The following is a 12,859-nucleotide window of genomic DNA, read 5'->3' as shown; positions in this document are numbered from 1 at the left end:
GTATTACTGCATACCAATGATCTGGCGAAGCTGCTGTAACACCGCTTCACCTTCACATGGGTCTAACCCGTCTTCCGTTAATTCGTTTTGCCGTGTCACACCATCGACACTGCCAAGGCTAGAAAGATATTCTAAAATGTCACGTGGTTTAACTGCTGCTAACAAGTCGATGTTATTCATCACACTTAACATAGCCATAATGCCATAGGCTCCCCAGTTAGAGACGTCTGCAATCAACAACTCATCAACTTGCGTCGTAGCCGAGACAATATCTAAATCTTTCAATGCATCGGTAATATTCCCCATACCAATTTCATTACCGCCATCACCAATGCCAATTGTTGGACACTTCGCATTGTTGATAAATGTATCAAAGCACGCCGTACGTTCACTGATGCTTTCGCCACGCATGTTGTAATAGCCGCCATCTGCTGCTTGCCCAGGTCGCTCAATAGACAGCACAGCATCGGGCTGAAAGTGGTACAAGGCTTTAAACGCTTCTAACATGCGCTCTTGGTGCTCACCGACACGGATTTCATGGACGCGATAATTTTTCATCAATGCCTGAGAGACAGGAGGGCCACACACAATAACAGGGGTTGCTCCCAACGTTTCTAACGCATTGTAAAGGGCAATTGCACCCACAGGGCCATCGGTTTCAAAGGTATCAATCACCGGAAAGCCAGTACCAATCAACACATGCCCTTTGCATTTATTAAGGATACGCGCAGCACGCAAGTAATACCCCGTCTGCAAAGCAGGTTGTACCGTTTTCATGCCACGTAAGTTTCTTGCTACTAGCGCATCTTCAATTTGCAAGCTCAAAGCCGCTTCATTTAATCTACATTGATTAGTCATTTATTATTCTCCGGAATTAGGGTCAAGCTCAGGCTATTTGTTGTAACGACATGTTGATAAACCGTCGTTGAGCCAAGCAATTGATGTTATGAGCCTTCTCCAGGCTAATCTCTTCAAAACGGATCTTCGCTCCCGGCATTCTTTGTGATAGATGAGCAGTATCACGCGAAATAACGGAACCAATTTTTGGGTAACCGCCAATCGTCTGGCGATCATTTAAGAGGACAATAGGCTGCCCATCTGCAGGAATTTGAATAGCACCATGGCAAATCCCTTCAGAAAGAATACCGTTAAGCTGAGACTTTACCGGCTGCCCCTCTAAACGAAAACCCATGCGGTCAGCGCGGCTAGATAACGCATACTCACTGGAAAAGAATAAACGCTGCTGCACACTGTCAAATGTTTGATGCTGATAGCCTAGAATCACTCGCAAAGTGACATCAGCGTTATAATCAGGTTGCTCAGATTCAGGCAGTGCCCAAAGCTCAGTAGGTGAATGCGCCTGACAAGGCAGTAGATCGCCCTGTTTTAGCTTATCGCCACTCAATCCACCGACCGCTTCACGTGTAACAGTTGCCGTACTGGAAAAGCTCTGGTCAACATTAAAGCCACCTGCTACCGTCAAATAAGCACGCGAGCCCGAAGTAGCAAACCCCAATTCTATTTTGTCGCCTGCTTTTACCTTGTGAGTACACCAACGGGCCACATCTTGACCATTAATCTTGAAAGGCATATCTGCGCCAGTAACAGCCAAAGCAGTATCAACTTGTGCCTCTAGCACAAGCCCACCAATACTAACTTCTAAACCTGATGCATCTAGTTCATTACCGCACAAACGGTTAGCCCAATTAAATGCTTCACCATCCAGCGGCCCGCCGGTCGTCAAGCCGATGCGATGCTGGCCATAACGTCCGGCATCTTGGATAAGGGTTAGTAAACCAGGTTGCTTAACTAAAAAACCACTCATAGCTCACCTCCCAATGCTAAAAACTCAGCGCGCTCAATCGGCGAAAAGCGTACTCGATCTCCGACCTGAACAGGCATGGTAGGATCCGCTTCAGGATTAAACATGCGCGTTGGGCACAATCCAATAAGGTTCCAGCCGCCCGGAGATACGGCGGGGTATACCGCCGTCTGGCGGTCAGCAATAGCCACAGCACCACGAGGCACCTTAAGGCGAGGCGTACTTAAACGAGCAGCAGCAATACGAGGATCAACCTCACCTAAATAAGCAAAGCCTGGCGCAAAGCCGATAGCATACACGCGGTATTCCATCTCACTATGGATTCTGATTACTTCGGCGACCGTCAGCTTTGCATTCTCCGCCAACGCCTCAAGATCAGGGCCTGATTCAGCACTGTAATAGACAGGCAGGGTGATAACCTGCCCGGCTTGCTGCGCCGTATGGCCAAGCTGCGCAAGTGTTTCACGAATATGGCGGCGCACTGCGTAATGATCAGTTTTATGCTGATCATAAATCACCAACAGCGATGCATAGGAAGGCACCATATCTATCAAGGCATCTGCCATCACTGTCTCTAACCTTGCCGCTGCTTGCTGTACTTGAGCCGACACAAGAGGATCAGTGGTTTCGCCAAAATAAATAATTAGGGAGTTTTCGCCTGCAATTTCAACATTCATTTTTCTGTCGTTCCAGAATCACCATCTGCAGAGATCAATTGACGAATCTCCTCGATAGCTTGCACACCGGCAAGATTATCACCATGCACACATAAGGTATCAGCATGCAGGTTTAAGGTATGACCACTGACACTGGTAACCGTACCGGTATTAGCCAACTGTATAACCTGCGCCAACATTTTCTCTCGGTTATGCACCGCTCCTTCTTTTGTACGTGATAGCAGCTTGCCATCATCGGCATAACAACGATCAGCGAAGGCTTCAAACCACAGATTCAAGCCCCATTGGGCTGCTTCAGCACGGTGTTTTACTGCGTCAGGCGTGCCCTGCAACATCAAAACGATGGGACGATGATAACTCGCAACCGCTTGCATAATACTTTTACGTACCGCTTCGTCAGCCATCATGTCATTATATAAAGCACCGTGTGGCTTCACATACGCCAAAGACAACCCCATGGATGCCGCCATGCCATCTAAAGCAGAAATCTGATACAACATCAGCGCTTGAATCTCAGCGTCACTGGCTTTAACAGATCGACGTCCAAATCCTACTAGGTCGGGGTAACCCGGATGAGCACCAATACTGACGCCATGCGTTTTAGCAAGCTGTAGTGTTTTTTGCATAACAAGCGGATCTCCCGCATGAAAACCACACGCAATATTAGCCTGATCAATATGCGGCATTACCGCATCATCCATTCCCATTTTCCAAGAACCGAAGCTTTCACCTAAATCACAGTTCAATTTCAAAGACATTTTCAACCTCCCAGCAGAAATTACATAATCGCCAGATGGCTGTTAGGAATATCCGTAACCAACATATGGCCAGGGCTATGAGTAATACAGAAAGATGGACGTGCTTGCTCTATCGCCACTTGAGGCGTAACACCACATGCCCAAAACACTGGCACTTCACCTTCTTTGATCGTTACCGCATCCCCAAAATCAGGCTGGTTAATATTATCGATACCGATATCAGCAGGGTTACCAAAATGTAGCGGTGCGCCATGTACAGATGGGAAACGTGTGCAGATCTGAATCGCACGAATCGCATCTTTTGGTTTCATTGGTCGCATGCTCACAACTGTCGTGCCACTGAAGCGTCCTGCAGGACGGCAGTCAATATTAGTGCGATACATAGGCACGTTGACACCTTCGGTGATATTGCGCACTTCTAGACCATCGGCAATCAATGATTCTTCAAATGAAAAAGAGCAACCCAGAAGAAAAGTGACGAGATCATCACGCCAAAATTCACGGACATCTGTTACTTCTTGAGTAAGCTGGCCGTTTTCATAAATGCGGTAGCGCGGAATATCACTACGGATGTCTAGGTCTTTACCCAGATCAGGTAATAGGAAGTCACCAGGGTTTGAGGACATGCCAATAACTGGACACGGCTTAGGGTTTAACTGACAAAACTGTAAAAAATCGTTCGCCCACTCTTTTGGCATAATAGCCAAATTACCCTGCACAAATCCTTGTGAATAACCGGAGGTATTACCCGTAAATTCACCACTGCGAATTAACTGACGAAGGTCGTAGGGAGAGATATTAACGTCCATAGCATGCCTCTAATCTGTTTACTTTTTAAACTACTTTCGGATACCCATAGCTTGCTCTGTAAAGTAGTTCCGTGTCTAATGAAAAATAATTGTTACAACTGATCAATTTTATTTATCAGATGATTTTTCAAATTATGAACACAAAAAAGGCCGATCAATTGATCGGCCAATGGAGGCTACACAGTATTACTAACTAGCAACACAACTTCGAACATCACTGTTTGTTGATGCAGGCGCGGCAACTTGCCCCTCTTTAGGGTCAACCACACGCACAGTAGCTACTTTGTTTTGCGTAAAGAAGTTTATGCCTTCTTTACCCTGTACTTTGTTGTTACCGACCAATGAATCTTTGATACCACCAAATGGCATATAAGGATGAGGAGCACAAATGCCTACGTTAACGCCAACCATACCCACATCAGCTTCATTGATAAATTTTTCAATGTTGTATGCATTTTGAGTAAAGATACAAGCACCATTACCCATCGGATGGTTCTTAATCATTCGCAATGCACCGTCGATGCAACCTACTTTCATAATGCTTAGTACAGGCCCAAAGATCTCTTCTTTAGCGATCTGCATGCAAGGTGTTACATCCGTAAATATTGTTGGGCCTACGTAATAGCCATCTTGATTGCCGGCAGAAACTGTAGGGTTACGTCCATCCAAAAGAAGAGTAGCGCCTTCATCTAGGCCAATTTGAATGTATTTCTCGATACGCTCTTTTGCCGCTTTAGAAATCACAGGTCCCATGAAAACATCAGGATCCATAGCATCCCCTACTGTGACATTTTCTGAAGCTGCTAACAGTCGTGTAACAAACTCATCGTGAATCTCTGGAACACAGGCAATGTTAGATACCGCTAAGCAACGCTGGCCAGCCGAGCCATAACCTGACATCAAAACGTTCTCAATTAACAGGTCCATCGGCGCATCATCCATCACTGCCAAAAAGTTCTTAGCACCGCCGAGCAGCATCGTTTTTTTACCGTTACGCCCACACCCCTGCGCTATTGCTTTTGCCGTCGGTGTCGAGCCAACCAAACAAACACCTGCTACATTTTCATCGTCATACCACGCTTCGACAACCTCACGATCACCGTGCACAATGTTCACCACGCCTTGAGGCAAACCAATAGAGGTTAATAGCTCCATAATTCCTTGCATGAACAACGGTGACTCAGTCGATGGCTTGTACACAAAGGTATTACCAACACCGATAGCAAACGGAATAAACCAACCAAATACCAGTGCAGGGAAATTAAACGGTGCAACACCACAAAAGACTCCCATTGGCGCCTTAATAATACGACCACTGATATTGTTAGCGATACTAGGAACTGTTTCGCCCTGAATCAAAGCAGGGATAGTACAAGCCATCTGTATAATTTCAATAACGCGCTGCACTTCGCCTCGAGCTTCTGCGATATGCTTTGCTTGATCAATAGCAATCGCTTGAGCAAGGCTTTCTTTGCGCTCGACCATAGCTGAATGCATAGCAAAGATATAATCCATACGCTTAGGTAGCGGAGTGTCGCGCCATGCAGGGTAAGCTTGTGCAGCGGCAGCGGTAGCTGCACGAGAAGACTCCTCGTTACCTAAAGGCACTTCACCCAGTACCGCCCCTGTAGATGGGTTGTAAAGTGGTGCAGTTTCAAGTGTATTATTTTCAATCCATTCGCCATTAATAAAATCACGAATTTTGTAATAGGGAGTCGTTGCACTCATGGTAACCAAGCCTCATGCGTTCAGCGAGCTAGCTGAGGCTGTATTTTCAACAACCATCGATAGTATCGCCATTTCAGAATACCCCTAGTGTATGGGGCTATTGGATGATCGCAGAGAACCAGTTTATTAACTTAACCCTAATAGCTGGTACCACACCTTAGAATGAAAAAGGAACCAGATAACCAGCCGTAGCGGTTAAAGATTACGCCAAGACAACATATTTTTAACTACCGCCCCAATGACGATTAATTAGTTGCGCTAGCCTATCGATACCCGATTCAATTCTATCTGATGCGATCGAGCTATATCCCAGCTTAAAACAATTTAGCAATGGTGCGTGCGCGTAATAAACCTCTCCAGGTTCAATTAAAATACTGTCCGCCCTAGCCAGCTCAGATAACTTTCTAGAATCCAGTTCAACCGGCCCTTCAATCCAATATGAAGAACCTCCAAACGTAGGTGGATTAGTACTATTAGGCAGATGCCGTGCTAATACGTTTTGCATGAGATGCCAACGCTCTTTATAAATTAGGCTCTGGCGATTAATGAGCGCGTCGTAATAACCCCGCGCAATAAATAGTGCAACCGTACGTTGATTATTCATAGGCGCTTGGCGAAGCATTAGGCGCCGCAAGGCATGTGCCTCTTTAATCAGCGCCTCATCTGCCACCATGTAGCCCAACCGTAAACCTGGCGCCAAGGTTTTAGAAAAGCTACCGATATAAACAACTCGTCCGGCATGGTCAATACTTTTTAATGCGGGGCACGGCGTACCGGTGAAATTGGCTTCAGCTTCGTAGTCATCTTCAATTATCAAAAAGTCATCTTCAGCGGCTTTTAATAAAAGCTGCTTACGACGCTCCAATGTCATCGTTACCGTCGTGGGGAATTGATGGCTCGGCGTGACATAAATGCAATCGCAGTCCGACAAACGCTCATCTACTATCAAACCTTCATTATCTAGTGGGATTGGTACAACGTTTGCTGGACGAGCTGCTGCAATATTACGCACATCCACATAGCAAGGGTCTTCAATACCAAACGTATCGCCAGGCCGTAGCACCAACTGTGATACGAGATAAATAGCATGCTGCGCCCCAACCGTAATCAGAATCTGCTCAGGTTTAGCCCATATGCCTCGCCTGGGCAAAATATGTGATTGAATATGTTCAATCAGCATAGGGTCGTCCATCAGCTGATCAGATGCCCAATTACCTACCGCAGCTTCAGTAACTGAATCGCGACAACACTCTCGCCACTGTTGCACGGGAAAACTTTGTGGATCGAATTGCCCATAAACAAAAGGGTAGGAGTAACGCTGCCAGTGGCTTTGTTTAACAATATTGCGTTGTTCACTGGGTTTTTGGTGTAAGAACCGTTGCCAATGCACTTTATCATTGCCACTCGCCTCACTGCGAGGAAGGACTGCTTGAACGCGGTATTCTGGATTGATGTAGTAGCCACTACGCTCACGCGAAATAATGACATTTTCACTGAGCATCAGCTCATAAACGCGAATGACTGTATTACGTGAAACACCCAGCAACTCAGACAGTTTACGGCTTGAAGGCAACGCCATATCCACAGGAATATTGCCGTTCAAAATAGCTGCCGTTAGCTGAGAGCGGATCTGCTGCTGTAAGGTTCGGCTACTGCCTGCTTCAAGGTGGAATAAATGAAAAGGCATATGTGATTAACCACCTCTAAAATCTATAGGTAAAAGTATGGTACGGCACAAGTCTATGGGTCAAGGTGCACTTTTATAAAACAGACGCAGCCTTCTCAATATCACTAAACAAAGCCCCTACAACAAAACACCCAAAGATGCCTGTAAATCATCGCGCAACACTGCCAGCCCTGACTGATCAAGGTCCTCTAGACCAATCAAAGATGCATAGAGCAACCGCCCCCTTAACCGTGCATCTGCAGCGCTGAAATTGAGCTGCAAAAATTGCTCTGAACAAAAGTCCAGCCGAGCAGCGTCCACTGCACGCAATTGCTCCGCCACCACTAAATCAGCTCGACCCCAACAACGAATAGCCCCTTCTGCTCCCCGACCTCCCACTGCCTCTGGTGGCGGCTCAGTCGACAAATGCACCAAATACCGCAAGCGTTCATCTGGATTTTTGCTATGCGCTTCTACAAGCTCAATAATGCCTCTTGTCGCCACCGCCACCCAGTGCTCTATCATCGCCTCTCGAAAGGCAGCCAAGTTGGCAAAATGCCAATAGAAAGAGCCCTTGCTCACGCCCAGCTCTCGCGCCAAAGGCTCAGCCTTTAACGCCGCAGGTCCATTCACACAAAGCGCTCTAAAGCCCGCGTTGATCCAAGCAGTTTTATCTAATCGTTGTTTATCTTCCATCATGTAACCATACGCTAGCGTATTGACAGCAACAAGCGCTTACTACACCATACGCTAGCGTATGGATACATATAAAACCGGAGATAGATATGATTCTTTTCATTGCTTGGCTAGTGTTTATCGTTTTAGCTGGAGTCTCGGCTCTACATTTTTTATGGGCCAGTGGTAGCACTTGGCCAGTTAAAGACCCTAAACAATTTGCTCGTTCAGTCGCTGGCGTTGATTCAGACAAGGGCTCACCGGGTATGGGACTCACGGCGCTCGTTGCACTACTAATATTAGCAGCGGCCGTGCTGCCTTTATGGGCCATCAATATAATCTCTCTTCCTCTACCCGAATGGTGCAGGCTAACATCAATGTGGGTTCTTTTTGTCGTTTTCTTTCTGCGCGGGCTATCCACTTATGCACTACCCAAGCTCCCCAGAACGGAACCTTTCAAGTCACTTGATCGGTGCTACTTTGCTCCCTTGTGCTTAATACTAGCAGCTAGTTATTTGAGCATTGTACTCAGCCTTTAAAACGTCACTCACCCACAACGGGACACAAAGCATGAATAACTTTCTACTCAGCGCCGGGGCTATTGGCTTACTTACCACCGCTATACACATATTTGGTGGTCAAATAACCCTCATACGCCCTTTCCTACAAACAGATTTAGCACACGACATCAAAGGTTGTTTGCTGGTCTGCTGGCACGTGATTTCTGCGTATCTGTTGTTGACATCCTGCCTATACGTTTACGCTGGTTTCAATCCTCAGCCAGACCAACTACTAGGACTTGAGCTGTTACTAAACGCACTATCCAGCTTTTACATCTTGTTCGCTGTGTTATTTATCGTGATTGGCTGGATCTTCTTCAATGCACAAGTGTTTTACAAACTGCCGCAGTGGGTGTTGTTATTGCCAATTGGGGTATTAGGGCTTCTCGGCACAGGCGCGGTATAACTAACGCACCATTAGTGAAATGCGCTGTTTTACTAAGAAAAACAATACACTGCTATATTTAGCCCTCGATTGGCAACACTGGATTTTCAGTGAGAAGCCAGTAAAGTGAATACATATAACGGGTAATACTCGGACAATTAGAAAATATACAGGATGGTCAATGCAACTCTCTGATACCTCATTGCTGGCAGTTATCGCCCTGTGTAGCATCGCTTGCCAATGGTTAGCATGGCGTTTAAAACTTCCTGCTATTTTGTTTTTACTCGTTACCGGTATTTTGCTGGGTCCGGTCAGCCAAACACTCGACCCAGACGCCTTGTTTGGTGATCTACTCTTTCCTGTTGTGTCACTTTCCATTGCCATCATTTTGTTTGAAGGCAGCTTAACGCTTCACTTTAATCAGGTACGCGATGTCAGTAGTGTTGTCCGGCGATTAGTGACCTGGGGAGCACTAATCACTTGGGCACTGATAGCTATCGCTTCTCATTTGATTATTAAATTACCTGTCGAGCTAGCCGCATTATTTGGTGCGCTTGTGGTCGTTACAGGCCCCACTGTTATCATTCCGATGCTACGAACGTTGCGCGCCACCAGTCGTATCGCTAACGTTTTACGCTGGGAAGGGATCATTATTGACCCAATTGGCGCCCTCATGGCTGTACTTGTATTCGAGTGGATAATATCAAGCCAGCAAGCCAGCGGGCTAATATCCCATACCGCTCTACTTTTTGGCGAAATTATTCTAGTAGGCTCTGCACTTGGAGCATTTGCAGCCTTTTTGCTGACTTTTGTGATCCGTCGCCATTGGCTCCCCGAATACCTACACGCCTTTGGCACACTCGCCTTAGTCCTTACCACATTCACCCTCTCTAACTACCTAGCACATGAATCAGGGTTATTAGCCGTCACTGTAATGGGAATTTGGCTGGCCAACGCCAAAGGCATTCATATTGAGGAGATTTTATCCTTTAAAGAAAACCTCACTCTTCTTCTCATCTCTGGTTTATTCATCTTATTAGCAGCCCGTTTAAACTTAGATCACCTCATCGCTCTCGGCTTGCCTGCACTGGCACTGCTCGCCGTGATTCAATTTATTATTCGCCCCATCTCTGTAGGGCTTTGCAGCATTGGCAGCGATCTTAGCTGGCAAGAGAAAAGCCTCATTGCTTGGGTTGGACCTCGTGGTATTGTTGCTGCGGCAGTTTCTGCTTTTTTTGCTCTACGCCTAGAAGAAAATGGCTATGCTAACGCCGAGCTGCTGACCGCACTTACCTTCTCCGTGATTATTGGAACAGTGGTATTTCAAAGTGCGACGGCACGTTTTGTTGCACAAAAACTAGGCGTAACTGAACCAGAGTCAAAAGGACTCGTCATTATTGGTGCTAATAAAGTAGCTCGTGCGATTGCTACAGCACTAGCTAAACAAGACATACCGACACTGTTAATAGACCCAAGTTGGGAAAACATTAGTGAAGCTCGTATGTCTGGACTACAAACCTTACATGGCAATCCACTTTCAACGCGGGTCTCAGAGAAGCTCGAATTAGGAGGGTATGGACAACTACTAGCCGCCACACCACAGCATGAGATAAACGCACTGGCTTGCCTGCATTTTCGCAGCGAATTTGAAACCCGTTTTATTTATGCTATCAAGGCTGAAAAAAACAGCACGTCATCATCACGCCACGCTGTCGCTTCAGAGCATCAAGGTAAAACAATGGGCAAAGACAGCTTCTCATTCAAGAAACTGTCAAGCTTAATGAGCCAAGAAGCTCGCCTCAAAGCCACAGCACTATCAAAAGATTACAGCTTGTCACATTGGGAAGAGGAACACAGTAATAAACGCTCACTTCTGATGGCTGTCACTCCTGAGGGACGACTCAGATTTTTTTCACCAGAAGAAAAACTAGCGGTTAAAGAGGGTTGGACGATCCTGTCGATTGAAACGTCACCTCCTGATGAAAAAACCACCAACACCAATCATGAAACTGATAGTGCCAAACCCCAGTATGAGTGAAATATTAATCGCACAGCTTGCAGCCGCTAAGCTACAGACCTTTATAGAAAAGCATCCCCGCTTAGTTATTTTAACGGGTGCCGGCATCAGTACTGACTCGGGGATTCCTGATTACCGGGACCACAACGCTCAGTGGAAACGCAAGCAGCCGGTCCAACACAATGATTTCATGAGCAGCCTTGCAACACGGCAGCGCTTCTGGGCGCGCAGCTTAGCAGGATGGCCAATGATGCGAGATGCCCAACCTAATGCCTCGCACAACAAGCTAACTGAACTCGAAAAAGCTGGGCACATATCTCTTCTTATCACACAAAACGTTGATGGTTTACACCAAGAGGCAGGGCAGAAGAATATTATCGACCTTCATGGTCGCTCTGATAACGTACTATGTATGGCGTGTGCAGCTAATTACACTCGCAACCAAGTTCATGATTGGATGCTTGAATTAAATCCTAGTTTCAAAAATTTGCAGGCGGTTGCCGCTCCCGATGGCGATGCGGATCTTGAGCGTGTAGACTTTGGTCTATTCAAAGTCAGTGACTGCCCTGTTTGTGAAGGCATATTAAAACCCGATGTCGTGTTTTTTGGTGATAATGTTCCGCGACAACACGTTGAACGATCACTCAAACAACTAAAAAAAGCAGATGGTTTGCTCGTAATCGGATCATCTCTGATGGTCTACTCAGGTTTTCGTTTTTGCAAAAGGGCGCACGAGTGGGGCATCCCAATAGCGGCACTAACGCTTGGAAAAACACGTGCAGACGAACTACTGACATTGAAGCTTAACTCACCCATTAAAGAGACGTTGGAACAACTCAGTTAAAGTTGCCAGCAATTACAAAGACAGGAAAAAACATGAGCATTACTCGCCTTGAAACTCAGCAGCGCATGAGCCGTATTGTCATCCATAACGATACCGTTTACCTATGTGGTCAGGTTGCTGCAGATGCTAATACCGATATCCAAGAGCAGACTCGCACCATGCTTGCCAAGGTTGACGCTTTACTAGAACAAGCGGGAACTGATAATAAAAACATTCTGTCTGCGACACTTTATATTCGCGACATGAAAGATTTCGCTGCCATGAATGCAGTGTGGGATGCCTGGGTTCCTGAAGGTTATGCTCCAGCAAGAGCATGCGTTGAAGCACGTATGGCTAGAGCTGAATTATTAGTAGAAGTTTCTGTTGTTGCGGCGGTTCCACAACGCTAAAAAAATCTACGACTTCTGCAAAAAAGCAGGCCCGTATAAGGGCCCGCTTTTAGTCACAGGTAAGCATTGTCATGAACAATCACAACAGCGCTTAATCGTACTTATTTAAAAAACTTTGATGCCATTCCAGCCAAACCGCTAACACCGCCTACAGCCTCTAATAAACCACCCGCTGAGCTATTTTGATCGATAAGCTCAGGAATCATGTCTGATAACGCATTCGAAGCAGCACCTTCATCTAAACCCAATGAAGATGAAAATTCACTAACCTGCGATTGCCCTAACACTGACATCACCTGCTCTACAGAAAAGCCATCATTTGCGCCATCGCCCAACCATGATTGCGCCAACGAAGCTAAACCACCATTGCTCACTTTTGAAATAAGATCACTCAGATCAATCTGACCGTCTGCACCACCTAGTAATGAGCCTAGAGCGCTAGTTAGTTGATTAGAATCAACGCCATCAGCAGAAGTACCTAATTTATTCAGAAACAAATCAGCTGCAATTTTTAATAAGTCCATCGGTG

At 46.2% G+C, this 12,859-nt stretch carries 14 protein-coding genes; 5 read left to right on the top strand and 9 right to left on the bottom strand.

From position 1 onward, the window contains the following. Nucleotides 1-3: 3 nt before the first annotated feature. The 8 genes from NEJAP_RS01590 to NEJAP_RS01555 all read right to left on the bottom strand — a co-directional run bounded on the left by NEJAP_RS01590 (nucleotide 4) and on the right by NEJAP_RS01555 (nucleotide 8,156). Complete coding sequence (locus NEJAP_RS01590) at nucleotides 4-858, bottom strand: DUF4392 domain-containing protein (protein ID WP_201348990.1); 855 nt, start codon at nucleotides 856-858, stop codon at nucleotides 4-6. A 28-nt stretch (nucleotides 859-886) separates the two neighbouring features. Beyond that, nucleotides 887-1,825 carry a biotin-dependent carboxyltransferase family protein gene (locus tag NEJAP_RS01585; RefSeq protein ID WP_201348989.1) on the bottom strand — a complete coding sequence of 313 codons (939 nt, stop codon included), beginning with the start codon at nucleotides 1,823-1,825 and terminating at the stop codon, nucleotides 887-889. Then, entirely contained in the window at nucleotides 1,822-2,499 is a 678-nt protein-coding gene (gene pxpB, locus NEJAP_RS01580) for a 5-oxoprolinase subunit PxpB (protein WP_201348988.1), read from the bottom strand. Before pxpB ends, NEJAP_RS01585 begins: the two co-directional genes overlap by 4 nt. Then, complete coding sequence (locus tag NEJAP_RS01575; RefSeq protein WP_201348987.1) at nucleotides 2,496-3,257, bottom strand: 5-oxoprolinase subunit PxpA; 762 nt, start codon at nucleotides 3,255-3,257, stop codon at nucleotides 2,496-2,498. Before NEJAP_RS01575 ends, pxpB begins: the two co-directional genes overlap by 4 nt. Nucleotides 3,258-3,277: 20 nt before the next feature. Further along, nucleotides 3,278-4,066, bottom strand: coding sequence for a putative hydro-lyase (locus tag NEJAP_RS01570; RefSeq protein WP_201348986.1), 789 nt, complete (start codon nucleotides 4,064-4,066; stop codon nucleotides 3,278-3,280). A 189-nt stretch (nucleotides 4,067-4,255) separates the two neighbouring features. Further along, nucleotides 4,256-5,794 carry a CoA-acylating methylmalonate-semialdehyde dehydrogenase gene (gene mmsA / locus NEJAP_RS01565; RefSeq protein ID WP_201348985.1) on the bottom strand — a complete coding sequence of 513 codons (1,539 nt, stop codon included), beginning with the start codon at nucleotides 5,792-5,794 and terminating at the stop codon, nucleotides 4,256-4,258. Between the two features lie 223 nt (nucleotides 5,795-6,017). Beyond that, nucleotides 6,018-7,481 (bottom strand): PLP-dependent aminotransferase family protein, encoded by a 1,464-nt coding sequence (locus NEJAP_RS01560; RefSeq protein WP_201348984.1) that lies wholly within the window; start codon nucleotides 7,479-7,481, stop codon nucleotides 6,018-6,020. Nucleotides 7,482-7,598: 117 nt separating this feature from the next. Then, on the bottom strand, nucleotides 7,599-8,156 hold the full coding sequence (locus tag NEJAP_RS01555) for a TetR/AcrR family transcriptional regulator (protein WP_236591023.1): 558 nt from the start codon (nucleotides 8,154-8,156) through the stop codon (nucleotides 7,599-7,601). An 89-nt stretch (nucleotides 8,157-8,245) separates the two neighbouring features. Between NEJAP_RS01555 and NEJAP_RS01550 the strand changes: the two genes are divergently transcribed. The 5 genes from NEJAP_RS01550 (at nucleotide 8,246) to NEJAP_RS01530 (ending at nucleotide 12,330) form a co-directional block, all read left to right on the top strand. Then, complete coding sequence (locus tag NEJAP_RS01550) at nucleotides 8,246-8,674, top strand: DUF3995 domain-containing protein (protein ID WP_201348982.1); 429 nt, start codon at nucleotides 8,246-8,248, stop codon at nucleotides 8,672-8,674. 31 nt (nucleotides 8,675-8,705) lie between these two features. Next, nucleotides 8,706-9,101 (top strand): hypothetical protein, encoded by a 396-nt coding sequence (locus NEJAP_RS01545; protein WP_201348981.1) that lies wholly within the window; start codon nucleotides 8,706-8,708, stop codon nucleotides 9,099-9,101. A gap of 160 nt (nucleotides 9,102-9,261) precedes the next feature. Continuing rightward, complete coding sequence (locus NEJAP_RS01540; protein WP_201348980.1) at nucleotides 9,262-11,118, top strand: cation:proton antiporter; 1,857 nt, start codon at nucleotides 9,262-9,264, stop codon at nucleotides 11,116-11,118. Continuing rightward, nucleotides 11,111-11,941, top strand: coding sequence for an NAD-dependent protein deacetylase (locus NEJAP_RS01535; RefSeq protein WP_201348979.1), 831 nt, complete (start codon nucleotides 11,111-11,113; stop codon nucleotides 11,939-11,941). Before NEJAP_RS01540 ends, NEJAP_RS01535 begins: the two co-directional genes overlap by 8 nt. 32 nt (nucleotides 11,942-11,973) lie before the next feature. Beyond that, complete coding sequence (locus NEJAP_RS01530) at nucleotides 11,974-12,330, top strand: RidA family protein (RefSeq protein ID WP_201348978.1); 357 nt, start codon at nucleotides 11,974-11,976, stop codon at nucleotides 12,328-12,330. 101 nt (nucleotides 12,331-12,431) lie between these two features. Here the strand turns inward: NEJAP_RS01530 and NEJAP_RS01525 are convergent, their stop codons facing one another. Next, entirely contained in the window at nucleotides 12,432-12,854 is a 423-nt protein-coding gene (locus tag NEJAP_RS01525) for a YidB family protein (protein ID WP_201348977.1), read from the bottom strand. Nucleotides 12,855-12,859: the final 5 nt, after the last annotated feature.

It is taken from the genome of Neptunomonas japonica JAMM 1380, from assembly GCF_016592555.1.
GTDB classification, from domain to species: domain Bacteria; phylum Pseudomonadota; class Gammaproteobacteria; order Pseudomonadales; family Balneatricaceae; genus Neptunomonas; species Neptunomonas japonica_A.
This window is presented reverse-complemented; position numbering and strand designations above follow the sequence as displayed.